Raw genomic sequence first — 23,497 nt, 5'->3', positions numbered from 1 at the left:
AGGGGACCAGCTTCCTGCCAGCCTGCTCCATGTCGTGTTCAGTTGTGCGGACGCGCACTGGCGCGTCCACGGCCACCCTACCAGCGCGGGCCGTGGACGCACCCCTGCGACTCCTACTTCACCGCGCCCTCGGTGAGGCCGCCGCGCCAGAAGCGCTGCAGCACGATCATCGCGATCGCGAGCGGGATGACCGAGAGCAGCACTCCCCCGGTCGTGAGCTCGTAGAACTCGGGCAGGCGATCCACCTGCGCGCGCCAGTTGTTGAGGCCGAGGGTGATCGGGTACAGGCTCTGGTCGGCGAGCATCACGAGGGGCAGGAAGTAGTTGTTCCAGATGCCCACGAGCTGGAAGAGGAAGACCGTGACGAGCGCGGGCGTCAGGATCCGCAGCCCGACCGTGTGGAAGATCCGCAGCTCCCCCGCGCCGTCGAGCCGCGCGGCCTCCATGAGCGAGTCGTCGACCGTCGCATCGGCGTAGATGCGGCAGAGGAACAGCCCGAACGGCGACACGAGCGACGGGATCAGCACGCTCCAGTAGGTGTTCGCGAGCCCCAGCTGGCTGAACAGGAGGAAGAGCGGCAGCGCCGTGGCGGTGGCCGGCACGAGGACGCCCCCGAGGATGGTCCCGAAGACGAGGTCGCGCCCGCGGAAGCGGTACTTCGCCAGCGCGTAGCCGCCCGCCGCGGCGAAGTAGGTCGCCAGGACGGCGCCGACTCCCGCGTAGAGGATCGAGTTGAGGAACCACCGCACGAAGATGCCGCCGTCGTACGCGAGGACCTGGCCGAGGTTCTCGAGGAGGTGGACGTCCGACCCGAACCAGAAGCCGAAGGTGGAGAAGAGGTCCTCCGTGGACTTCGTGGCCGCGACGACCACCCAGTAGACGGGGATGAGGAAGTACAGGGCGGCGACGACGAGGATGCCCGTCACGATGATCTTCGACGCCCGCGACCGGCGATGGGCGGCCGACGACCCCGTCGGGTTGACCGCGGCGAGCGTCTGCGCGCGCACGGGATCCTTGCGCGGCTGGGTGAGGGTCATCGGCCGCTCCTGTTCGTGACGCGGAGGAAGAGGAAGGACAGCACGAACGCCGCGAGGGCGATGAGCACGGCCTGCGCCGCGGCGACGTTGTAGTCGTTGTAGGCGAAGGCCGTCGTGTACGCCGACAGGTTCGGCGTGTACTGCGTGTCGATCGCCGGCGCGACGGTCTTCAGGACCTCCGCCTCGGCGAACAGCTGCAGCGTCCCGATGATGCTGAACACGGTCGTCAGGACGAGGGCCGGCGCGATGAGGGGCAGCTGGATGCTCGTCGCGATGCGGAACGCGGAGGCGCCGTCGATGCGCGCCGCCTCGTACAGCTCCCCCGGGATGGCCTTGAGCTGGGCGACGATGATGAGCATGTTGTAGCCGACGTACGTCCAGGTCACGATGTTCGCGATCGACCAGAGCACGGATCCCGCTCCGAGGAAGTCGATCTCGATGCCCATCCAGGACGCCACGTCCACGACCGGGCTCAGCCCGGGCACGTAGAGGAACGACCAGAGGATGGTCGCGATGACGCCCGGGATGCCGTAGGGCATGAAGTACACCGCGCGGAAGAAGCCCGGCCACATCGCCGAGGCCGACTCGAGCAGAAGCGCGAGGAGGGTGGCCGCGACGATCATGACGGGCACCTGGACCACGCCGAACAGGAGCATCCGCCCGATGGAGGCGATGAAGTTGCCGTCGGCGAGCGCGAGCGCGTAGTTCTCGAACCACGCGAATGAGCTCGTCACGCCCTCCTCGCCGAACAGCCCGCCGCGCTGGACGCGCGTGAAGCTCGACCCGATCGCGACGAGGATCGGGAGGATGAAGGTGAGGACGAAGAGCGCCAGGAACGGCGCGAGGAGGATCCACGGCGCCCGGCTGACGGCGGCCTGACGCACGCCGGGGCGCCGGCGCACCCGGGCGTCGCCCGTGACGATCGTGCGCGTCTCGCTCATGATGTCGCCTTCCGGATGCGCAGGCCCTTGTTCCGGAAGACCCGCGTGATCTGCTCCTCCGCCTGCCGGACCGATTCGACGAGGCTCTGGCCGGACGCCTTCCGCCGGAAGCCGTCGGAGAGGATGTTGAAGGACTGCTGCGTGATCGGCCACCAGACCCAGTCCGGGTTCTGCGCCTTCGAGGCGGGCACGAACACCTCCTCGTTGTAGTTCTGGCCGCTGAAGAAGTCGGATGGCCGCTGCCGCTGCGATCCGATGTAGTCGGCTGCCGGCGACCATCCGATCCCGCTGTGCTCGATCATCGCGTCGATGCCCTCGGGCGACGTCGTCATCCAGACGGCGAAGTCCATCGCCTCCTTGGGGTGGCGGCTGTTCGCGAGCACGGCAGCCGTCGATCCGCCCTGGTAGCTCGACCCGTACCCCATGTCCGGCCAGACCGGCATGGGCGCCACGCGCCATCTGCCCTCGCCTCCGGCGACGCCCTGGATGAGCGCGTCGGCCCAGCTCGCCCCGGTGACCGCGGCGATCCCGCCGTCGGCGGCGGCCGCGAACCACGCGGGCGTGAAGTTGCCGTAGGCGGTCGTGACGAGCTCGTCATCGACGACGCGGTCCCAGAAGTCCGCGACCTCGAGGGTCGCGTCGTCAGTCATGTCGATCTCCCAGCCGTCCTCACCCACCCGCAGCCACGACGCGCCCGCCTGCGTGGCGTACATCGCGAACACGGATGCGTCGCCGATCGGGAAGGTGTCGAGGTACGCGCCCGCAGCGCGCGCCTCGACCGCCAGCTCGCGCCACTCGGACCAGGTCGTGGGCGGCGGCGATCCGATCTGCTCGAGGATGGGGTGCTGGTAGTACCAGGCCATGGGGCCGGAGTCCTGCGGGATGGCGTACACGCCGCCGTCGAAGCTCACCTGACCCCACAGGGTCGGGTCGAACTTCGCCGCGTGGTCGGCGGCCCCGTAGCGCGACAGGTCGACGAGGCCGTTCACGAGCATGAACTCGGGGATCGAGCGCATCTCGACCTGGGCGATGTCCGGCCCGCCACCCGCCGCGAGGGCGGAGTAGATCTTCTGGTATCCGCCCGCGTTGCCGCCGGGGATCCAGACGGCCTCGACCTGGACATCCGGGTTCTGCGCGTTCCAGACGTCGGCGACCTTCTGCAGGTCCTTCAGCCAGGCCCAGTAGGTGAGGGTGATCCTCTTGCCCGTCGCCGGCGGGATGGTCGGCTCGACGTTGACCGAGGTCGTCCCCGGTGTCGAGCAGCCGGCGAGCATGCCCGCCGCCACCGCGCCGAGCCCTGCGCCCAGCAGCTGTCTGCGCGTGATCGCGCCCATCTGACCTCCACGTCTCTGTGAAAGCGGCCACGTCGGCGTGGTCCGTGCGAGCCGTGCGCCCGCGTGGCGACGAAGCTACCACAGGATTCGAGTACGTACTCGAAATTCGTGGCGCCGGTCTAGCATTCCGACATGGACGAGGATGTTCCGCGCAAGCGCGGCCCGTATGCGCGATCGGCCGAGCGACGCCGCGCGATCGTCGACGCCGCGCTCGAGGTCTTCGCCGCCAAGGGCTATCTCGCCGGGTCGCTCCAGGACATCGCCGACCGCATCGGCGTGTCGCAGACGAGCCTGCTCCACTACTTCCCCCGGAAGCGCGACCTCCTCCTCGCGGTCCTCGACCAGCGGGACGCGGTGGACAAGCCGCCGGCAGGGCTGTCCTTCCCCGACGACGTCCTCGCGCAGGCGGATCTCAACGCGCGGCACCACGGGCTCCCCGAGCTCTACACCGTGCTGTGCGGCGAGTCCGTCACCGAGGGCCACCCCGCGCGCGAGCACTTCGCCCGCCGGTTCGCGTCGCTGCGAGACCAGTACGCCGACGAGCTGCGTGGGCTCGCCGAGGAGGGCCGACTCCGCCCGGGGATCGAGCCGTCGATCGCGGCGACCGGGCTCATCGCGATCCGGGACGGGCTGCAGACGCAGTGGCTGCTCGACCCCGACGTCGACGTGACGGCCGGCCTCCGGGCCTACCTCGCCCTGATCCTCGTCGACGCACCGGAGTCGGAGGCATCGGTGACGCCGCGCTGAACGGCCGCCCGGCTCAGGTGAACAGCCGGCGAAGGTCGGGAGAAGTCGGCCCCGCGCGCGTCCCGCGCCCGGGACCCTGGACACGTGAGAGTCGCACTCTTCGCGGAATCCTTCCTCCCCCACATGAACGGGGTCACGAACTCCGTTCTGCAGGTCGTGCGCCATCTCGAGGAGCAGGGCCACGAGACCCTCGTCATCGCTCCGCGCGCGGCGGGGCAGAAGGCCGACTCGCTGGGCTCGCGCACCGCGCTCGTCGCGTCGATGCCCCTCCCCTCGTACCCCGACGTGCGGGTCGCCCTCGCGCCGACCTGGCGGATCCGCCGCCTCCTCGAGGAGTTCCGGCCCGACGTCGTGCACCTCGCGTCCCCGTTCGTGCTCGGATGGCAGGCGCTCGTCGCCGCGGACGCCCTGCGGATCCCGGTCGTCGCGATCTACCAGACCGACGTCGTCTCCTACACCGAGCGCTACGGGGTCGCCGGCGCGGCCGCCGCCGCCGCCAATCACGTCGCCCGGCTGCACCGGCGCTCGACGCTCACGCTCGCGCCGTCGTCGGCCGCTCAGGCGCAGCTCGAGCAGCTCGGCGTGGACCGGATCTGGCGATGGGGCCGCGGCGTCGACGCCGACCGGTTCTCCCCGGCCCGACGCTCCGAGTCCTGGCGGGCACGGATCGCCCCCGGCGAGCGCATCATCGGCTACGTGGGCCGTCTCGCGGCGGAGAAGCAGGTCGAGGACCTGCACGTGCTCTCGGACCTGCCCGGAGCGCGGCTCGTGATCGTGGGCGACGGCCCCGAGCGCGCACGGCTCGAAGCGCGGCTGCCGGAGGCGGTGTTCACGGGCTTCCTCGGCGGAGACGAGCTCGCGGAGGCGCTCGCGAGCTTCGACGTCTTCGTGCACCCCGGCGAGAGCGAGACCTTCTGCCAGACGGTGCAGGAGGCCCTCGCGAGCGGCGTGCCCGTCGTCGCAACGGGGCGCGGCGGGCCGCTCGACCTCGTCCGCAGCAGCGTCGACGGCTGGCTCTACCGGCCCGGCGACCTGGACGACCTGCGGGCCCGCGTCGCGGACCTCCTCGGCGACGACGCCAAGCGACGGTCCTTCGGCCAGGCGGCGCTCGAGAGCGTCCGCGCGCGCACCTGGAGCGCGCTCACGGAGCAGCTCGTGAGCCACTACGCCGAGGCCGCGCGGCTGCGGCGCTTCGACGACGCGCTCCTCGCCCGCGGTGCCACCCGGCCGCTGCCGCCGACGTCGGCGCCTGCGACGCGGCGCTGGTCGAGCTTCGTCGCCCTGGGCGACTCGCTCACCGAGGGCCTGTGCGACACATCGCGCATGCGCGAGGGCGAGTACCGGGGATGGGCCGACCGACTCGCCTCCCTGCTCGCCCAGCGCAGCGGCGCGGACACGCCGTTCCGCTACGCGAACCTCGCCGTGCGCAGTCGGCGGGTGCGCGACCTGGTGAGCGAGCAGGGCCCCCGCGCGATCGCGATGCGCCCCGACCTCGTGTCCATCCTCATGGGCGCGAACGACCTCGTCGGGCACGGGGCCGACCCCGTCGCCCTCGCGCGCGATCTCGAGCGGGTGGTCCGCGACATCCGCGCGACGGGAGCCGACGTGCTCCTCGTCACCCCGTTCCTCCCCCGTCGCCGCGCCGCGATGATCTTCGCGCGCCGCTTCGCGGCCTTCGCGCACGAGATCCGGCGGATCGCAGCCGAGACCGGGGCCATCCTGCTCGACGTGGAGGCCCTTCCGGAGCTCGGAGACCTGTCGATGTACGCCGAGGACCGCGTGCACCTCGGGTCGCGAGGCCACCGGCTCCTCGCGTACCGTGCGGCCGAGGTGCTCGGCATCCCCGACGCGGGAGCACTCGGCGACCTCGACGACGCGCTGCACGCCGACGCGCCGCCCGCGAGCGGATGGCTGCGCCGCCACGCGCTCCCCTGGGTCTGGCGCCGCATGCGCGGGCGGACAGCGGGCGACGGCCTCGTCGCGAAGCACGACGCACTCGTCGAGCTCGCGGGGCGCCGCGCCCAGACCGGCGATGGCAGCGAGCTGTCGAGTCCGCCGCTTCCCTGATGTTCGCGCGGCGTTCACTCCGACGGAGCAGACTGCCGGGATGATCGACGAGTTCGTCTCCGCCCTCGCCGCGAACCCGTGGGCGCTCGCGGCGCTGTTCGGGCTCGTGCTCGCCGACGCGTTCCTCGTGGTCGTCCCGGGCGAGATCGCCGTGACGGTTCTCGCCTCGGTGTCGTTCACGCCGTCGGGGCCGCCGCTGTGGGGCGTGATCCTCGTCGCGGCGGCGGCCGCGTTCGCGGGCGACGCCGCCTGCTACGCGCTCGGGCGCGCGTTCCACCCCCAGCGCTGGCGCGTCATGCGGCATCCGCGCTTCCAGCGCGTCTTCGCGTGGGCCCAGACGCGTCTGCGCTCGCACGTTGCGGCCGCGATCTTCACGGTCCGGTTCATCCCGTTCGCGCGGCTCGCGGTGAACCTCACCGCAGGAGCGACGCGCATTCCCGCCGTGCGCTACCTGCCGGTGGCGGCGGGCGCCGCGACCGCATGGGCGGCCTACCAGGCCCTCGTCGGCGCCGCCGTCGGCGCGATCGTGCCCGGTGGGCCCGTCGTCGCCGTGCTCGTGTCGATCGCGGTCGCGCTCGTCCTCGGCTGGATCACCGACGCGCTCATCGCCCGCTTCGCGCCGCGCGGCGCGACCGGGCGCTGAAAGGGGCCGGCGCGCGGCCGGCCCCGCTCGTCAGCGCCCGAGGCCCTCGAGAAGGCTCTCGAACGATCCGCCCTCGCCAAGGTAGCTCTCGGGCGAGAAGGGATCGACCCTCTCGACCGCGGTGCGGCCGGCGACCGCATCGGCGAGCTCGCGCGCGGCGCGGTCGACGCGCTTCTGGAGCGGCGCCACGCTGTCGGCGCCCTGGCCCCAGTCGTCGGCGGCGGCGAACACCCCGGTCGAGACCGGCTCGGCGTGCAGATAGGTGAACAGCGGTCGGATGGCATAGTCGATCGCGAGCGAGTGCCGCGGCGTGCCGGCCGTCGCGCCCAGCAGGACCGGGGTGCCCTCGATCGCCTCGCGGTCGAGCACGTCGATGAACGACTTGAAGAGGCCCGAGTACGAGGTCGAGAAGATCGGCGTCACCGCGATGAGGGCGTCGGCCGCCGCGACCCGCTCCATCACCTCCGCGAGGCCCTTCGGCGGGAAGCCGGTGAGCATCGCGTTCATGATGTCGTGCGCATGGTCGCGCAGCTCGACGACGGAGACGTCGGTCTCCACGCCGCGCGAGGCGAGATCGTCGATCACGGTCCGCGTGAGCCGGTCCGCGAGGAGCCGCGTGGAGGACGGCTCCGAGATGCCGGCCGAGAGGACGACGATGCGGGTGGCGCTCATGGCGGTCACGCTCCCTTCCGGGCTGCCGCGCCGAAGGCCGCTCCGGGCTTCGACGCCGTGTCGGTGTCCTGATACGGCGAACCGCCCGTGACGTTGTCGCCGCGGTTCGGGTTGGGGCGCGGCTGGCGCGGCTCGGCGTCGCCGTATCGGGCCTTCACCCGCGCGGCGTGCGTCGGGGCGTCGGGCACGTTCGCCGGACGGTTCTGCGCGAGCTCCTTCCGGAGCACGGGCACGACGTCCTCGCCGAGGAAGTCGATCTGCTCGAGCACGGTCTTGAGCGGGAGCCCGGCGTGGTCGGTCAGGAACAGCTGGCGCTGGTAGTCGCCGAACGTGTCGCGCATCGCCGCGTAGCGGTCGATGACCTGCTGCGGAGAGCCGACCGTGAGCGGCGTCATCTCGGTGAAGTCCTCCATCGACGGCCCGTTGCCGTACACCGGCGCCGAGTCGAAGTACGGCCGGAACTGCCGGACGGCGTCCTGCGAGTTCCTCGCGATGAACACCTGGCCGCCGAGCCCCACGATCGCCTGCTCGGGCGCGCCGTGACCGTAGTGCGCATAGCGCTGGCGGTACAGCGAGATGAGGCGCTGGTAGTGCTCCTTGGGCCAGAAGATGTTGTTCGCGAAGAAGCCGTCGCCGTAGTAGGCCGCCTGCTCGGCGATCTCGGGCGTGCGGATCGAGCCGTGCCACACGAATGGCTTGACGTCGTCGAGCGGACGCGGTGTGGACGTGAAGCCCTGCAGCGGCGTGCGGAACGCGCCCTCCCAGTCGACGACGTCCTCGGTCCAGAGGCGGTGCAGGAGGTTGTAGTTCTCGATCGCGAGCTGGAGCCCCTGGCGGATGTCCTTGCCGAACCACGGGTAGACGGGGCCCGTGTTGCCGCGCCCCATCATGAGGTCCATGCGACCGCCCGACACGTGCTGGAGCATCGCGTAGTCCTCGGCGATGCGCACCGGGTCGTTCGTCGTGATCAGCGTCGTCGAGGTCGAGACGATGAGCCGCTCGGTCTGCGCCGCGATGTACGCGAGCGTGGTCGTCGGCGACGACGAGAAGAACGGCGGGTTGTGGTGCTCGCCCAGTGCGAACACGTCGAGCCCCGCCTCCTCGGCGTGCTTCGCGATCGCGATGACGTCGCGGATGCGCTCGGCCTCGCTCGGCGTGTATCCGGTCGTGGGGTCGCGCGTGATGTCGCTCACGGACATGAGCCCGAACTGCATCCCGCTCCACGAGGTCGTGTCGCTCACCAGATCCTCCGATTCCGCGCGCGGATTCCCGCCCGCCGATTGCATGCAAGTGAATATACCCGGTTCAACGGCTCCCGAGCGAATCTATTCCCCGCGGCGCGGATCCTCGAGGGGGCCTCGCGCATCGGTAGCGTAGAGCGCGATGACGAGCGAGGCAGTGCCGCCGGTCACGGCGTCGACGGGGACCATCCGGCAGAAGCGGCGCGTGCCGTTCTGGGACAACGCGCGCTTCGCGTGCATCGTGCTCGTCGTGCTCGGCCACGCGATCCAGCGCCTCATCTACGACTCGGACGTCGCCTACGCGTTCTACCTCGCGTTCTACGCCTTCCACATGCCGGCGTTCGCGATCATCTCGGGCTACTTCTCGAAGTCCGACCCGCCGTCTCGTCGGCAGATGGTGCGCCTCATCACCGACGTGCTCCTGCCGTACCTCGTCTTCGAGGCCCTGTGGTGGTTCACGAAGTGGCTCGTCGAGGGCCAGGTCGACCCCAACCTCACCAAGCCGTCGTGGACCCTGTGGTTCCTGCTCGCGCTCGGCATCTTCCGGCTCGTGCTGCCCTACCTCGCCCTGCTGCGCTGGCCGCTCCTGTGGTCGGTGCTCATCTCGGTGGGCGTCGGATACCTGCCGAACGTCGACAGCACCTTCTCGCTGTCGCGCACCCTCGGCTTCCTGCCCTTCTTCGTGCTCGGATGGTGGCTGCGCGAGCACGACATCGTCGAGCGGCTCGGCCTCCTGCGCCACCGCCCCTGGTGGGCGTACGCGGGCGCGCTCGCCCTGTTCGCGATCGACGGATGGCTCGCCTGGACCGGAATCGAGACATGGCGCGAGATGGAGCTGCGCTACTGGTTCTTCTACGACGACGCGTACGTCGATCTGCTCTCGCACAGCGTCTGGTGGGCGGGCGCCATGCGCCTCGCGACGCTCGCGATCGGGCTCGTCCTCTCGGCGGCGTTCTTTGTGCTCATCCCCCGTCGGCAGACCCCCTGGACGCGCCTCGGACAGTACACGATGTACGTCTACCTGCTCCACTCGTTCGTGCTGTACCCGTTCCGCGAGTCCGGCGTGCTGCGCGATCTCGAGCCGACCTGGATCTGGCTGCCGACAGTCGCCATCCTCTCGGTCGCGGTCACGGTGCTCCTCTCGACCCGGCCGGTGCGCTGGCTGACGGGGCCGCTCGTCGAGCCGCGCGCCCGCTGGCTCTTCCAGGACCCTGCCCTGCTCCCCGGCCGACGGAACGACCCGACCGGCTCACGCCGGCCGAAGCCCTGATCCGCCGCGTACGACCCCGGGTACAGCGAAGGCCCGTCCCACCGGGGACGGGCCTTCGAGAAGACGATTGAACGCTGGTCGCGCTCTGCCTTATCGGCGCAGACCGAGACGCTCGATCAGCGCACGGTAGCGTGCGATGTCGATGTCCTGGAGGTAGCCGAGCAGGCGGCGGCGCTGACCGACGAGCAGGAACAGGCCACGACGCGAGTGGTGGTCGTGCTTGTGCTCCTTGAGGTGCTCGGTGAGGTCCTTGATGCGCTGCGTCAGCAGCGCGACCTGCACCTCGGGGGATCCGGTGTCACCGGGGTGCGTCGCGTACTCTTCGATGATCGCCTTCTTGACGTCTGCTTCCAGAGCCATAGATTCGATCCCCTCTCTCCTCGTTGCGCGGCGCCCGTCGCCTGATGCGCGAGCTCTCTTCATCCGCGGCCGATCGAACGGCAACCACCAGAGTCTACCCCATCCGCGGGGCACGGAAGAGCGGATAGCCTCTCCCCGATGTCCTCGCGCGTGCTCCTCGACCTGCGTCCCCTGACGCAGAGCCCCGCGTTCGCGCGCTTGTGGGTCGGATCCACGCTGGGCGGGCTCGGCGGGCAGCTCACGATCACCGCGGTCATGCTGCACATGTACGAGCTGACCGGGTCGACGTTCGCCGTGTCGATGATCGCGGTGGCAGGCCTCGCGCCGATGATCGTGGCGGGCCTCTACGGAGGCATGCTCGCCGACTGGTTCGACCGGCGGACGGTCGCCCTCGCGGCGGCCACGGCCACGTGGCTCACGACGGCCCTTCTCGCGGTGCTCGCGTGGACCGGGCACATCGACGCGGGATGGCTCTACGCGCTCTCGATCGTGAACTCGGCCGCGAACTCGATCGTGTCGGCGACGAAGATGGCGATCACGCCGCGCCTCGTCGGCGCTGAGCTGATCCCCGCCGCCGCCGCGCTCAACGGCATCACCGTGGGGATCATGGTCATGGTGGGGCCGGCGCTCGGCGGCGTCCTCGTCGCGCTCTTCGGCTACCCCCTGACCTACACGCTCGACGTCGTCCTCATGCTGTCGCTGTTCCTCGGTCTGTGGACGCTCCCCCGTCTGCGCCCCGAGGGCGCGACGGCGCGCCCGGGGCTCGCCTCCCTCGCAGACGGATGGCGCTTCCTGCGTCGCGCCCCGAACATCCGGATCCAGTTCCTCCTCGACATCGTCGCGATGACCTTCGGGAACCCCCTCGCGCTGTTCCCCGCGATCGGCGCGATCGTCCTCGGCGGCGGAGAGATCACGACGGGCCTGCTCGTCGCGGCGAACGCAGTCGGCGCGTTCGCGTCGAGCCTCTTCTCCGGGCGCATCTCGGCGTACCGCTTCCACGGCCTGGGGATCACGCGCGCGATCCAGGTGTTCGGCGTCGTGACCGCGGTGTTCGGCCTCGTGCTCGCGGCGGCCGCGGCCGGATGGCTCGGCCCCGGCGACGTCGGGCCGAGCAGCCCGAACGTGCCGCTCATCGTGATCGCGATGCTCTGTCTCGCGTGCACCGGCGCCGCCGACAACGTCAGCTCGATCTACCGGCAGACGATGCTGCAGTCCGCCGTGCCCGATGCCATCCGCGGTCGCCTGCAGGGCGTGTTCATCGTCGTGGTGACGGGCGGCCCGCGCATCGGCGCACTCTACGCGGGCGGTCTCGCGACCGCCGCCTCGGGGTGGCTCGGCGAGGCAGGGAGCGCGTGGCTCCCGCCGCTGCTCGGCGGGCTGCTCGTCGTCGCGATCACGACCGCGATCGTCCGCGCGCACCCCCGATTCCGGGCCTACGACGCCGAGGCTCCCGAGCTCTGACACAGCAGGAGGGCCGGCCCCGCGGGGCCAGCCCTCCTGCTGCGTACGACGTCAGGCCGCGAGCGCGCCCTGGAGGTCGAGGGTGATCTTGACGTCCTTGCCGACGAGGACGCCGCCGGTCTCGAGCGCGGCGTTCCAGGTGAGGCCGAAGTCCTCGCGGTTGATCGTGGCCTTGGCCGTCGCGCCGGCCTTGTAGTTGCCCCACGGGTCCGTGCCGAACCCGCCGAGCTCGAGCTCGAAGGTGACCGGGCGGGTGACGCCCTTGATCGTGAGGTCGCCGTCGACGTAGAACTCGCCGTTCTCGTGACGCACGCCCGTGCTCGCGAACGTGAGCGCCGGGTGGTTCTCGACGTCGAAGAAGTCCGCCGAGCGGAGATGCTGATCGCGGCCCTCGTCGTTCGTGTCGAGCGACGCGGCGTCGGCGCTCGCGGTGACGGACGCCTCGAGCACGTTCTCAGGGAGGACGATCGTGGCCGACTTGACCGTGAAGGCGCCGCGCACCTTCGAGATCATCATGTGGCGCACCTCGAAGCCGACCTCGCTGTGCGCGGGGTCGAGGTTGTAGGTGCCGGGACGGTAGCCGGGGATGTCGATGGTCATGGATGCTCCTCAGATGGTCGGGCCGCTCCGAGCGGCGTCACAGAGGAACAATACGCATTCACCTGAATATATTCCACCCGAGGCGCTGAACATCGCGTGAGCGTCGCCTGAACGCGCGGAGCGCCCTGCGGATTCCTCCGCAGGGCGCTCCCGGATCGGATCGCGTCAGGCGACGTCGATGAGGTCGATGATGAAGATGAGGGTCTTGCCGCTCAGGAAGTGCCCCGAGCCCGCGGGACCGTAGGCGAGGTGCGGGGGGATCACGAGCTCGCGGCGTCCGCCGACCTTCATGCCGGGGATGCCGTCCTGCCACCCCTGGATGAGACCGCGCAGCGGGAACTGGATGCTCTCGCCGCGGTTCCACGACGAGTCGAACTCGTCGCCGGTCTCGTACTCGACACCGGCGTAGTGGACGGTGACGGTGTCGCCCGCCTTCGCCTCTGCGCCGTCGCCGACGATGATGTCGCGGATGGCGAGCTCGGAGGGAGCGGGGCCCTCGGGCGCGTCGAATTCGGGCTTGGTGCGTTCTGCGCTCATGCCTCCATCTTGCCCGCTCTGGCCGAGATCCGCTCCCGGCGTGCGCGATCATCGCCCCGGGGACGCGCGTCGCGGAGCAGAATGAGCACGTGAGCGGTTCAGCAACGGCTCCCGTACCCGGGGAGGAGCCGAACGCCGAGCGCGTCGGCGCGCGCGTCTACCGCGCGCTCGCGCGACGCTCGTGGGAAGCAGCGCTCGCACTCGTCGAAGAGAACTGGTCGCAGCTGCTCGCCTCCGATGTCACCGCGATCCGCGCGGTCGTGAGCACCGTGCCTCCACCACTGCTCGATGCAGACGGCCGCTGGCCGCGGGTGCGGGAGTACCTCGCCGCGGTCCCGCGCGCGCGGCCCTCCGCGCCGTCGCACGCACGACCCACCTCGCTCACGCGTGTGATCGTCCTGACCGATCACGCACGCGACGCGGCCCGCGAGGGCGATGACCGGACCGCCCTGCTGTGCGCACGCGAGGCCAAGGCCGCGTACGCCTCCGCGCCGTCGGGCGAGCGAGACGGCATCGGCGCGGACCTGCCGTGGCTCCTGCTCACCTGGGGCGCGGCCGAGCTCGCGAGCGGCGATCCGCTCGCCGCTCGCGAGGATCTCACCTACGCCTACTCGGCCGCGCACGCCGTGGGCGCGCCGCGCGTCGCCCTCGCGGCCGCTGCAGAGCTCGCGTGGCACCACGCGCTCGACGGCCGCGCCGCAGCGCGCGACGAATGGGAGGAGAGCGGCACGGCCCTTCTGCACGCGAGCCCCCAGGACACGCCGGTGCCCGTCCTCCTCCGGCTCACCCGCGCACTCGCTCTGTTCGACGCGCTCGCGCTCGACGCCGCGCGCCGCGAACTCGCGGCGGCCCGCCGCGCCGCTCGCGGCCGGGCGCGCGACGTGGAGATCCTCGCCGCGATGATCGACGCCAAGACCCCCGGCCGCGAGACAGTGTCAGCCGGCGCCGAGGCGGCCCTGCCTCCCGCGGCGGGTCGGGCCGGCGAGCTCGCGGGGGCCAGGGCACAGCTGCTCGCGCACGTGGGCCGGGTCGAGCGCGCCCGACAGGGGCTCGACGCCGTCGCGGCCACACACGCGCCCAGCGGTCGCGCACGCCGCGCAGCCGTGAACCTCGCGCGCGGAGCCCTGGAGTCCGCCGAGCAGGACGCGCACGTGGCCCTGAGCGACCTCGGCCGTCCGCGCTCTGCGGTGGAGGCCCTGGTGGTTCTCGCCGCGGTGCAGCTCCGCCGCGGGCAGGACCCGGCACGCACGTTCCTGGGCGCCGTCGCGATCGCGGACGCGCACCGCATCCCCGTCGCGCTCACGATGATCCCCCGCGGCGACTTCGCCGCTCTGTCGCAGGCGGTCTCCCCGGGGAGCGCCAGTCTCGCCGCCCTCGCGGCGGCGGACATCCGGTTCCCGCCCGACTCGGGTGCGGCGCAGCTGCGCCTGACTCCGCAGGAGATCTCCATCCTGCGGCTCCTCGCCGAGGGCGCGACGAGTGCGCACGCGGCGAGCGCCCTCGGCGTCAGCGTCAACACGATCAAGACCTTCACGCGCCGCATCTACGCCAAGCTGGGCGTTTCGAGCAGGGCCGACATGACGGCGGCCGCCGGCGAGCACGGGCTGCTCTGAGAGAGGACGGCGGGCATGGACGACGCGGCAGCGCGAGTGCGGGATCTCTCTGCGCGGATCTTCGACGCGCTCGCCGACGAGCGCTGGACGGACGCCATGGGGATCGCGGAGGAGGGCATCCCCGAGCTCCTCAGCTTCGCCCCAGCGATGATCCGGATCGTCGCGGACGCCGTCCCCTCCGCGACGCTGCGACGACGCCCGCGGTGGTTCGCGCTGCGTCAGTACGTCGCGCATCTGCTCGCCTCCCCCGGGAAGCCGCCGATCTTCCCGGGCGTCGACGTCGAGACGCCGGAGCACGTCCCTGCCGCCGACCGGATCCCGCTGCTCACGGGTCGCGCGGCCTCGCTGCGCACGCAGGGCCGCTTCGACGAGGCCGCTGCGGTCGCCCAGTCCGCGCACGACGCGGCCCAGGCACTGCCAGACGCCGATGCCCGAGACCTCCGCGTCCACCTCCCGGTCCTCCTCCTGCAGTGGGGCGTCACGCTCGCCGCCGCGGGCAACCTGCTGCGCGCCGCGAGTCTCGTGCAGGAGGCCCACACGGCGGCGGAGGAGACCGGCAACGTGCGCGCCGCACGGGAGGCGTGCGGAGAGCTCGCCTGGATCCACGCTCTCCTCGGCGCAGGCGCCGAAGCCGACCTCTGGCTCGCGCGCGCCGAACGCCTCGCTGCCCGGCACCCCGAGATACGCCTCGTGCGGTGCGGCGCTGAGCTCGCGGCCGCCTACCGTGCGAGCGATCGCCTCGACTTCGCGGGCTGCCTCGAAGCGCTCGACGAGGACGGCGCGTCGTTCGAGGAGCTGTGGCTGCTCGCGTCCGCCCTGCGCGCGATCGTCTCGGCTCGGGCGCGCTCGCTCGACCCGCTCGTCGCGCTCAGCGGACTCGAGGTCGACGTGGAGAGCTCGCGCGCGCGCTTCGCCCGCGGCGGGCTCAACGCGCAGTCGCTGGCCGTCGCCCGCGGCACGCTGCGCACGTACCAGGGCCTCCACGAGGCGGCGCTGCTCGCGCTCGCCGCCGTACCCGACCGACCGCGCTCGGGCGAGGGCCTCATGCGCACGCGGCGGGCCGTGGCCATGCTCGGTCTCGGCGACTCGGCCGGCGCCCTGCGCGAGGCCTCCCGGGAACGCGCGAATCCCGCTCCGCGCGTCCGGGCGGAGGCGTTCGTCGTGCGCGCCGCCGCGCTGCTGCGGATCGGCGATGAGGAGGGCGCACGCGCTGATGTCCGAACCGCACGCACGATCGTGGACGCGAACGGACTGCCCGCGTCGCTGGCCGTCGTCTCGGCTCCTGACCTCGCGTCGCTCGCGCGGGTCACCGAAGCCCCGCTGGCCTTCGACGACTCCCTCATGCACGAGCGCGTGCGCACCCCCGCTGCGGCCTATCGCTACGAGCGGCTCACGACACGTCAGCTCGTGCTGCTCAGGGCGGTCGCCCGACACGAGAGACTCGCGGACGCCGCGGCCGAGGTCGGCGTGAGCCTCAACACCGCCAAGTCGCACGTACGCGCCGCGTACCGGAGGCTGGGCGTCTCCGACCGCCCGAGCGCCCTCGCCGAGGGGCACCGACGAGGACTCCTATAGGCCCCGGAGCAGAACTCAGCGCCCGGGCCGCGGCGATGCCTGCGAGACTTCCGAGCGCTGAGTGGATCTGACTCAAGGATGCTCCGGGCGCTCCGGCCGTGTCAAGAGCCGATTCCCGATCAGTACGACAGCAGCTCCCTGCGGGCGTGCGCGGCCCGCGCGAGGAGCGCCCTCTCATCCGACGCCGCGTGCGGGTCGCGCCCCGACACCGCGCGCTGGCGGGTCGCGGCGAGCGCGGTCGCGTCCCGGATGAACGCGCGCATGAGATCGGATCGGTCGCCGCGCAGGGTCCGCGCCCACGCCATCCCCGCGCGCCGGCCGGCCGGGGTCGCGAGCATCTCGACCTCCTGCGGCGTGAACCATCCGGCCGCCGCGTACTCGCCCAGCCGCTGCTTCGTGAGGCGCTCCTCCTCGCGTCGGAGCCGCACCAGCACGAGCGTGAAGATGACGAACAGCGGCACCTGCAGGACGACGTAGAGGTGGAGGAAGCCCTCGAGGTCGGTGAACGTGGCCGAGCCGTTCCAGAGCGCGTGCAGGGCCATCGCGCCGAGCAGTCCTCCGAGCCACGGGCCGAGCGCGGCCCCGAACGACGCACCGCGGCGCACCGCGCGCCCGAGCGCGTAGCCGGTGACCGCGGTGAACATCGCGTGCGCGAAGGGCGAGAGGAGCCCGCGCAGCACGAACGTCCAGGTGAGCGACGCGGCGCCGCCCTCGATCACCGACACCGCGAAGTACTGGATGTTCTCGGTGAATGCGAACCCCGCCCCCACGAGCGCGCCGTACACCACGCCATCCACAGGGCCGTCGAACGCGCGGCGCCCCATGACGAGGATGAGGAGCAGCCCCGCCCCCTTCGCGAGCTCCTCGACGATCGGCGCCTGCACGACCGTGCCGAGGAGGTCGAGCGCGGGCGACCGCGGGAGCGTCATCTGCACCCCCAGGTCGAAGAGCAGAGCGAAGCCCACGGAGGCGATCGCTCCCCACGCGAGCGCGAACACGACAAGGCTCCGCGGCTCGGGCTCCCAGCGGTCGACCCACAGCATCGCCGAAACGACGAGCGCGAACGGCACGAGGGCAAGCACGAGGCCCACGATCGACGCGGCCGTCCCGAGCGCGCTCGTGAAGTACGACGCGAGGCCGAACAGCAGCACCGCGAGGACGGCCCACAGCCAGATCCACGCACCGCGCCCTCGGCGCGTGGGCACGGGAAGGCGGGGAAGGTGCGGCTGCGTGTGGCCGCCGACCGGGATGGCCGCGCCCGGCGCGCGCTCCGGCTGATCGAAGGGCGTCGAGAACGGCTGCTGCGACGGCGGCGTGAGCCCGGTGCCGTAGGTCATGTCACACAGCCTATGGCTCCGCTTTTGTGCAGATCCGTCCCAGGATCGTGCACGGGCGGCCGATAGCCTGGATTCCATGCGCTTCGCCCACGTGACCTTCCCCGGGGGCGTCGCCCCTTCCCTCGCGCTCGTCGACGACGACGGCGCCGTCGCGGTCGCCGAGCTCGTCGATGGCGGGCCCGACACGATCGAGCAGCTCATCGCGGGCGGACCGGAGCTCCTGGAGCGGGTCAGGGCCGCCGCCGGCGCAGGGCAGCGGACGCCGGTGTCGGAGCTCGACTTCGCACCGGCCCTGCTCACCCCGCCGACCATGCTCGCCGTCGGGCTCAACTACGCCGCGCACTCGGGCGAGCTCAACCTCAAGACCGACGACACCCCGACGGTGTTCACGTTCTGGCCCAACTCGCTCCAGGGCCACGGGCAGACCACCACGTGGTCGCGTCGCATGAGCGAGGCCGTGGACTACGAGGCCGAGCTCGGCGTCGTGATCGGCCGCCCGGCGAAGGACGTCTCCGAGGAGGACGCCCTCGACTACGTGTTCGGGTACACGGTCGTCAACGACATCTCGGCGCGGAACATCCAGTACTCCGAGGCGCAGTGGTGCCGCTGCAAGTCGCTCGACGGCTTCACGCCCGTCGGGCCGTACATCGTCACGGCCGACGAGATCGCGGACCCGCAGGACCTGCACATCTGGACGCGCGTGGACGGGCACATGATGCAGGACGCGTCGACCGGGCAGATGGTGCGCACGGTCGCGAAGCTCATCTCGCACCTGTCGCAGGGGATCACGCTCCTGCCGGGCACGCTCATCTCGACCGGCAGCCCCGGCGGCTCGGGGTTCTCGCGGACGCCGCAGGTGCTCCTGCGCGACCGCTCGACCGTGACCGTGGGGATCGACGGCATCGGCGAGCTCACGACGCACTGCCGCATGACGGACTGATCGCTTGATGCGAAGGCCCCCGCTCCGGTTCCGGAGCGGGGGCCTTCGCATGCCGGGCGCTACGCCTGGGTCGGCACGTCCTCCGGCGCGATCACGGGCATGACCGACGTCACCGGCTCGAGGCCGGACAGGCGCGACGGGCTGAGCTGCTTCTCGACCTCGTCGCGGTCCATGAGACCGGCCTCGACGACGAGGTCGGCGACGTTGCGGTTCGTCAGCAGCGCGGTCTTCGCGAGGGCCGCCGCGGCCGAGTAACCGATGAACGGCGTGAGCGCCGTGATGACGCCCACGCTCGAGCCCACCATCGCACCCAGGCGCGCGCGGTTCGCCGTGATCCCGTCGACGCAGTTGACGCGCAGCGTGCGCATCGCCTGGCGCATCCAGATGATCGACTGGAAGATCGAGTGCGCGATCACCGGCTCGAACGCGTTGAGCTGCAGCTGACCGGCCTCGACCGCCATCGTGACCGTGACATCCGCTCCCGCGACCGCGAACGCGACCTGGTTCACGACCTCGGGGATCACGGGGTTCACCTTGCCGGGCATGATGCTGGATCCCGCCTGGCGCGCCGGAAGGTTGATCTCGCCGAACCCGGCCTGCGGGCCCGAGGAGAGCAGGCGCAGGTCGTTGCAGATCTTCGACAGCTTGATCGCGTTGCGCTTGAGCGACGCGGAGAACGACATGAACGAGCCGGTGTCGCTCGTGGACTCGACGAGGTCGCTCGCCGTCTCGAGGTCGAGTCCCGTGATGTCGCGGAGATGCCGCTCGACGGCCTTCGCGTACCCGGGGTGCGTCGTGATGCCGGTGCCGATCGCCGTCGCGCCCATGTTGATCTCGTGCAGGAGCACGGCGTTCTCGTTGAGCCGCTGGTAGTCGGCCTCGAGCGTCGTCGCGAAGCCGTGGAACTCCTGCCCGAGCGTCATGGGGACGGCGTCCTGCAGCTGCGTGCGTCCGACCTTGAGCACATCGTGGAACTCGACGGCCTTGCCGAGGAACGACCGCCGCAGGAGGTCGAGCTCCTCGAGGAGGGAGCGCAGCGACAGCGAGAGCCCGATCTTGATCGACGTCGGGTACACGTCGTTCGTCGACTGGCTGCGGTTGGTGTGGTCGATCGGCGAGAGGTACGCGTAGTCGCCGCGCTCGCGTCCCGCGAGCTCGAGGGCGATGTTGGTGATGACCTCGTTCGCGTTCATGTTCGTCGAGGTCCCCGCACCGCCCTGGATGACGCCGACGCGGAACTCGTCGTGGAACTGCCCGTCGATCACCAGCTGCGCGGCGCGATCGATGAGGTCGGCCCGGTGCGCGTCGAGCACGCCGATCTCGGCGTTCGCGCGGGCAGCCGCCTGCTTCACCATGGCCAGCGCGACGACGAGCTCGGGGTAGACCGAGATCGGGCGCTTCGTGATGTCGAAGTTCTCCATCGCCCGCGCGGTGTGGATGCCCCAGTACGCCTCGCGGGGGATCTCCATGGACCCCAGGGAGTCGGTCTCGGTGCGGGTGGGGGTTGCGTCCTGAACCATGTGCGTCTTCCTCGTGGGTCTTCACGTCGATGTGAGCGGGATGTGCACGATCCTACTCAGGGCAGGTGCTCTCGGTTCTCGACATCGCGTACAGGGCATTCGCGTCCGATGTACAGAGCGTACAAGTGCCATGTCCTCCCCCGCGAGAGCGCTCGTCCGCATTAGCGTGGACCCGTGACCCCCGATGCGCAGACCGCGCCCCCCATCGCCCCGACCGCCCCGCGACGCCCTGTCGTCCGCACGCATCACGGCGACGTGGTCGAGGACGGCTACGAGTGGCTGCGCGCGAAGGACGACGCCGAGGTGAGGGCGCACCTCGAGGCGGAGAACGCGTACACCGACGCCCGTCTCGCCCACCTCGAGCCGCTGCGCGAGACGATCTTCCAGGAGATCAAGGGCCGCGTGCGCGAGACGGACCTGACCGTCCCCGTGCGCCAGGGCGGATGGTGGTACTACGGCCGCTCGCTCGAGGGCCGGCAGTACGGCCTCCAGTGCCGCGCGCCGCTCGCGAGCGAGGACGACTGGACTCCCCCGAAGCTCGACGTCGACGTCGAGGTGCCGGGCGAGCAGGTGCTGCTCGACGGCAACGTCGAGGCGGAGGGACACGAGTACTTCGCACTCGGGGCGTTCAGTGTGACGACCGACGGCTCGCGCATGCTGTGGGGCGTCGACACGCAGGGCGACGAGCGATACACCGTCCGCGTGAAGGACATCGCGACCGGCGAGCTCCTGCCCGACGTGCTCGAGGGACTCGGCGGCGGGGCGCGCTTCACCCCGGACGGGCGCTTCATCCTCTACTCGACCGTGGACGATGCATGGCGCCCCGACGGCGTCTGGCTCCACCGCGTGGGCGAGCCGACCCGCGAGCACGACGTCGAGATCGCGCACGAGGACGACGACGCGTTCTGGATCGGAGCGGGCTTCACCCGCAGCCGGCAGTACCTCGTGATCGAGTCGGCGTCGAACACGACGAGCGAGATCCAGGTGCTGCCCGTCGCCGACCTGCCCCGCCTCGCCGAGGATCCGGCAGCCGTCCCCCGCACGACCATCTGGAGCCGCTCGGAGCGCATCGAGTACTCCGTCGACCACGCCGTCGTCGACGGTGCGGACTGGCTCTACGTGCTCCACAACCGCGGCGCGCTCGACTTCGAGCTCGTGCGCGTGCCCGCCGACGCCCCCGACGCTGAGCCCGAGGTCGTCATCCCCCACTCCCCCGGCACGCGCCTCGAGAGCGTCGACTGCCTGCGCGACTTCGCGATCGTGGAGTACCGGTCCGGCGGCATCCCGCGGGTCGGCATCCTCGACTACGGGACCCACGCCGTGCGCGAGATCGCGTTCGACGAGCCGCTGTACAACGCGGGGTCCGGAGGCAACCCCGAGTGGGCGCAGCCCGTCGTCCGACTGAGCTACGGCTCGTTCACGACGCCTGGCACGGTGTTCGACTACGTGGTCGAGACCGGCGAGCTGCGCGAGCTCAAGCACGTCGAGGTGCTCGGCGGCTACGACCCCGCCGACTACGGCCAGGAGCGACTGTGGGCGCCGGCGGCCGACGGCACGCTCATCCCCGTCTCCGTCGTGTGGAAGCGCTCCTTCGGCGACCCGGGCGCCGCACCCCGCCCGCTGCACCTGTACGGCTACGGCTCGTACGAGCACTCGATCGACCCCGGCTTCTCGTACGCGCGCCTGTCGGAGCTCGACCGGGGCGTCGTCTTCGCGGTGGCCCACGTGCGCGGCGGCGGCGAGATGGGCCGCGCGTGGTACGAGGACGGCAAGCTCGCGAACAAGCGCAACTCGTTCACCGACTTCGTCGACGTGGCGCGCTTCCTCGTGGACGGCGGGTACACCTCGCCGGACCGGATGGTCGCCGAGGGCGGGTCCGCCGGCGGTCTGCTGATGGGCGCGGTCGCGAATCTCGCTCCCGAGCTGTTCGCGGGCATCCTCGCCGATGTCCCCTTCGTGGACGCGCTCACGACCATCCTCGACCCGTCCCTCCCGCTCACCGTCATCGAGTGGGAGGAGTGGGGCGACCCGCTGCACGACCCCGAGGTCTACGCGTACATGAAGTCGTACACGCCGTACGAGAACGTCCGCGAGGGCGTGCGCTACCCGCGCATCCTCGCGATGACGTCGCTCAACGACACGCGCGTGCTGTACGTCGAGCCGGCGAAGTGGGTCGCGCGCCTGCGCGAGGTCGACGCGGACGCGCTCCTGCGGTGCGAGATGACCGCCGGGCACGGCGGCGTGAGCGGCCGCTACAACGCGTGGCGCGAGCGCGCGTTCCAGCTCGCGTGGATGTTCGACGTCCTGGGGATCGCCGACGAGGCCTCAGACCGGCTTGCGTGAGAAGCGCTCGAGCCGCTCCTGCGGGGTGAGCGCGGCCATCTCGGCGTACCACGGGGGCGTGAAGTAGTCGCCCGGGTCGGCTGACGCGACCGGCACGACCGAGTGGGTGATCGTGTCGTCGTAGACGTGCACGAGGTGGAACGCCTGGCCCGCGTCCATCCCGTTCACGCTCTGCGCCGGGAGCGCGATGTCCATCGTGTAGCAGGAGGCCGATGCGACGCTCACGGGGATGCCCGCGAAGGTGCCGCTCGTCGAGTAGTGCAGATGCCCCGCGAGGATGGCGCGGACGTCCGACCCGCGCAGGACGCGCGCGAGCTCATCCTGGCGGCGCAGCTCGAGGATGTCGAACAGCGGGATGTGGCTGGGCAGCGGCGGATGGTGGAGCGCGAGGACGGTGCCGAGCGGCGCGGGTGTCGCGAGCTGCTCCGCGAGCCACTCGAGCTGGCCGTCGTCGAGATCGCCGTGGTGCCATCCGGGGACCGATGAGTCGAGCGCGATGAGACGCAGCCCGCCGACATCCCATGCGCCGGTCACCGCGTCCTGCGTCGCGGGCAGGCCGAGCAGGTCGCGGCGCAGCTCGGGGCGCTCGTCGTGGTTGCCCGCGACCCAGACGACGGGAGCGCCCAGACGCTCGGCCACGGGGTCGACGAGGGCGCGCAGGCGGGTGTAGGCCTCGGGCTCGCCGAGGTCGGCGAGGTCGCCGGTGAAGACGAGCGCGTCGACGCCGCCCGCGAGGCGCTCGACGCGCTCCAGGGTCTGCACGAGGTTGGCGTCGGTGTCGATCGCGCCGTTGAGCAGGCGCCCGCCCGCGAGCAGGTGGGTGTCGCTCAGGTGGACGATCGTGCGCCGCGCGGGCGCATGCCTGCCGAACTGCTCCATGCCGCCAGCCTAGGGGCCGCCCCGGACGGCGGCGCAAAGAGCCTGTCTCCTGACGCGAGGACCCCATCGCCTGACGCGAGGGCCGCATGTCTCACTTCGCGCGGGAATTCGCGTCCCATGACCGCAGCGATCGAGACATGCACGGCCCGCTATCGCACCCGTGTCTCACTTCGCGCGGGAATTCGCGTCCCATGACCGCAGCAATCGAGACATGCACGGCCCGGTCTGAACACGTGTCTCACTTCGCGCGGGAATTCGCCTCCCATGACCGCAGCAATCGAGACATGCACGGCCCGGTCCCGCCCCGTGTCTCACTTCGCGCGGGAATCGCACGGCGAAAGCCGCAAGAGATGAGACATGGATGGCACGCCGGACGACCC

20 protein-coding genes are annotated in these 23,497 nt (G+C 71.3%); 9 read left to right on the top strand and 11 right to left on the bottom strand.

Features of this window, described 5'->3' with window-relative positions; genetic code table 11:
- Nucleotides 1-113: 113 nt before the first annotated feature.
- Genes PKE79_RS13495 through PKE79_RS13485 form a run of 3 tightly spaced genes read right to left on the bottom strand, consistent with a single transcriptional unit; the run spans nucleotide 114 to nucleotide 3,312 of the window.
- Nucleotides 114-1,037, bottom strand: a complete 924-nt coding sequence (locus PKE79_RS13495; RefSeq protein ID WP_271174225.1) for a carbohydrate ABC transporter permease — start codon at nucleotides 1,035-1,037, stop codon at nucleotides 114-116.
- Entirely contained in the window at nucleotides 1,034-1,978 is a 945-nt protein-coding gene (locus PKE79_RS13490) for a carbohydrate ABC transporter permease (protein WP_271174224.1), read from the bottom strand. Before PKE79_RS13490 ends, PKE79_RS13495 begins: the two co-directional genes overlap by 4 nt.
- On the bottom strand, nucleotides 1,975-3,312 hold the full coding sequence (locus PKE79_RS13485; protein WP_271174223.1) for an ABC transporter substrate-binding protein: 1,338 nt from the start codon (nucleotides 3,310-3,312) through the stop codon (nucleotides 1,975-1,977). The genes PKE79_RS13490 and PKE79_RS13485 overlap by 4 nt, the downstream gene beginning before the upstream one ends.
- A 132-nt stretch (nucleotides 3,313-3,444) precedes the next feature.
- On the opposite strand from PKE79_RS13485, the gene PKE79_RS13480 reads away from it, so the two are divergent.
- From PKE79_RS13480 to PKE79_RS13470, 3 genes are all read left to right on the top strand, one after another.
- The gene (locus tag PKE79_RS13480) at nucleotides 3,445-4,059 is read left to right on the top strand and encodes a TetR/AcrR family transcriptional regulator (RefSeq protein WP_271174222.1); all 615 of its coding nucleotides are present in this window, start codon (nucleotides 3,445-3,447) and stop codon (nucleotides 4,057-4,059) included.
- Between the two features lie 84 nt (nucleotides 4,060-4,143).
- Entirely contained in the window at nucleotides 4,144-6,126 is a 1,983-nt protein-coding gene (locus PKE79_RS13475; RefSeq protein WP_271174221.1) for a glycosyltransferase, read from the top strand.
- 40 nt (nucleotides 6,127-6,166) lie between these two features.
- The gene (locus PKE79_RS13470; RefSeq protein WP_271174220.1) at nucleotides 6,167-6,769 is read left to right on the top strand and encodes a DedA family protein; all 603 of its coding nucleotides are present in this window, start codon (nucleotides 6,167-6,169) and stop codon (nucleotides 6,767-6,769) included.
- Between the two features lie 30 nt (nucleotides 6,770-6,799).
- On the opposite strand, the gene PKE79_RS13465 is transcribed toward PKE79_RS13470, so the two are convergent.
- Nucleotides 6,800-7,441: an FMN reductase gene (locus PKE79_RS13465; RefSeq protein ID WP_271174219.1), complete on the bottom strand. Its 642-nt coding sequence runs from the start codon at nucleotides 7,439-7,441 to the stop codon at nucleotides 6,800-6,802.
- Nucleotides 7,442-7,446: 5 nt separating this feature from the next.
- Nucleotides 7,447-8,655, bottom strand: coding sequence for an LLM class flavin-dependent oxidoreductase (locus PKE79_RS13460; RefSeq protein ID WP_271174287.1), 1,209 nt, complete (start codon nucleotides 8,653-8,655; stop codon nucleotides 7,447-7,449).
- Nucleotides 8,656-8,824: 169 nt separating this feature from the next.
- Here PKE79_RS13460 and PKE79_RS13455 point away from each other — a divergent pair, with 169 nt between their 5' ends.
- On the top strand, nucleotides 8,825-9,952 hold the full coding sequence (locus PKE79_RS13455; protein ID WP_271174218.1) for an acyltransferase family protein: 1,128 nt from the start codon (nucleotides 8,825-8,827) through the stop codon (nucleotides 9,950-9,952).
- A gap of 90 nt (nucleotides 9,953-10,042) precedes the next feature.
- On the opposite strand, the gene rpsO is transcribed toward PKE79_RS13455, so the two are convergent.
- Entirely contained in the window at nucleotides 10,043-10,312 is a 270-nt protein-coding gene (gene rpsO, locus PKE79_RS13450) for a 30S ribosomal protein S15 (protein ID WP_271174217.1), read from the bottom strand.
- Between the two features lie 138 nt (nucleotides 10,313-10,450).
- Between rpsO and PKE79_RS13445 the strand changes: the two genes are divergently transcribed.
- Entirely contained in the window at nucleotides 10,451-11,773 is a 1,323-nt protein-coding gene (locus PKE79_RS13445) for an MFS transporter (protein WP_271174216.1), read from the top strand.
- Nucleotides 11,774-11,824: 51 nt separating this feature from the next.
- Here PKE79_RS13445 and PKE79_RS13440 read toward each other — a convergent pair whose 3' ends face one another.
- Together PKE79_RS13440 and PKE79_RS13435 are read right to left on the bottom strand one after the other, a co-directional pair.
- Nucleotides 11,825-12,373, bottom strand: a complete 549-nt coding sequence (locus tag PKE79_RS13440) for a YceI family protein (RefSeq protein ID WP_271174215.1) — start codon at nucleotides 12,371-12,373, stop codon at nucleotides 11,825-11,827.
- A 165-nt stretch (nucleotides 12,374-12,538) separates the two neighbouring features.
- Nucleotides 12,539-12,910, bottom strand: a complete 372-nt coding sequence (locus tag PKE79_RS13435) for an FKBP-type peptidyl-prolyl cis-trans isomerase (protein ID WP_271174214.1) — start codon at nucleotides 12,908-12,910, stop codon at nucleotides 12,539-12,541.
- 89 nt (nucleotides 12,911-12,999) lie between these two features.
- On the opposite strand from PKE79_RS13435, the gene PKE79_RS13430 reads away from it, so the two are divergent.
- Together PKE79_RS13430 and PKE79_RS13425 are read left to right on the top strand one after the other, a co-directional pair.
- On the top strand, nucleotides 13,000-14,523 hold the full coding sequence (locus PKE79_RS13430; protein ID WP_271174213.1) for a helix-turn-helix domain-containing protein: 1,524 nt from the start codon (nucleotides 13,000-13,002) through the stop codon (nucleotides 14,521-14,523).
- A gap of 15 nt (nucleotides 14,524-14,538) precedes the next feature.
- Nucleotides 14,539-16,098 (top strand): helix-turn-helix domain-containing protein, encoded by a 1,560-nt coding sequence (locus tag PKE79_RS13425; RefSeq protein WP_271174212.1) that lies wholly within the window; start codon nucleotides 14,539-14,541, stop codon nucleotides 16,096-16,098.
- Nucleotides 16,099-16,217: 119 nt separating this feature from the next.
- Here the strand turns inward: PKE79_RS13425 and PKE79_RS13420 are convergent, their stop codons facing one another.
- Entirely contained in the window at nucleotides 16,218-17,435 is a 1,218-nt protein-coding gene (locus PKE79_RS13420) for a PrsW family intramembrane metalloprotease (protein WP_271174211.1), read from the bottom strand.
- Nucleotides 17,436-17,511: 76 nt separating this feature from the next.
- Between PKE79_RS13420 and PKE79_RS13415 the strand changes: the two genes are divergently transcribed.
- Nucleotides 17,512-18,375, top strand: coding sequence for a fumarylacetoacetate hydrolase family protein (locus PKE79_RS13415; RefSeq protein ID WP_271174210.1), 864 nt, complete (start codon nucleotides 17,512-17,514; stop codon nucleotides 18,373-18,375).
- A gap of 59 nt (nucleotides 18,376-18,434) precedes the next feature.
- Here PKE79_RS13415 and PKE79_RS13410 read toward each other — a convergent pair whose 3' ends face one another.
- The gene (locus tag PKE79_RS13410; protein WP_271174209.1) at nucleotides 18,435-19,895 is read right to left on the bottom strand and encodes an aspartate ammonia-lyase; all 1,461 of its coding nucleotides are present in this window, start codon (nucleotides 19,893-19,895) and stop codon (nucleotides 18,435-18,437) included.
- A gap of 174 nt (nucleotides 19,896-20,069) precedes the next feature.
- On the opposite strand from PKE79_RS13410, the gene PKE79_RS13405 reads away from it, so the two are divergent.
- On the top strand, nucleotides 20,070-22,238 hold the full coding sequence (locus PKE79_RS13405; RefSeq protein ID WP_271174208.1) for a S9 family peptidase: 2,169 nt from the start codon (nucleotides 20,070-20,072) through the stop codon (nucleotides 22,236-22,238).
- Here PKE79_RS13405 and PKE79_RS13400 read toward each other — a convergent pair.
- Nucleotides 22,221-23,117 carry a phosphodiesterase gene (locus PKE79_RS13400; RefSeq protein ID WP_271174207.1) on the bottom strand — a complete coding sequence of 299 codons (897 nt, stop codon included), beginning with the start codon at nucleotides 23,115-23,117 and terminating at the stop codon, nucleotides 22,221-22,223. The genes PKE79_RS13405 and PKE79_RS13400 overlap by 18 nt on opposite strands.
- Nucleotides 23,118-23,497 lie beyond the last annotated feature (380 nt).

Origin of the sequence: Microbacterium barkeri (assembly GCF_027921765.1) — a bacterium.
Classification (GTDB): Bacteria; Actinomycetota; Actinomycetes; order Actinomycetales; family Microbacteriaceae; genus Microbacterium; species Microbacterium barkeri.
This window is presented reverse-complemented; position numbering and strand designations above follow the sequence as displayed.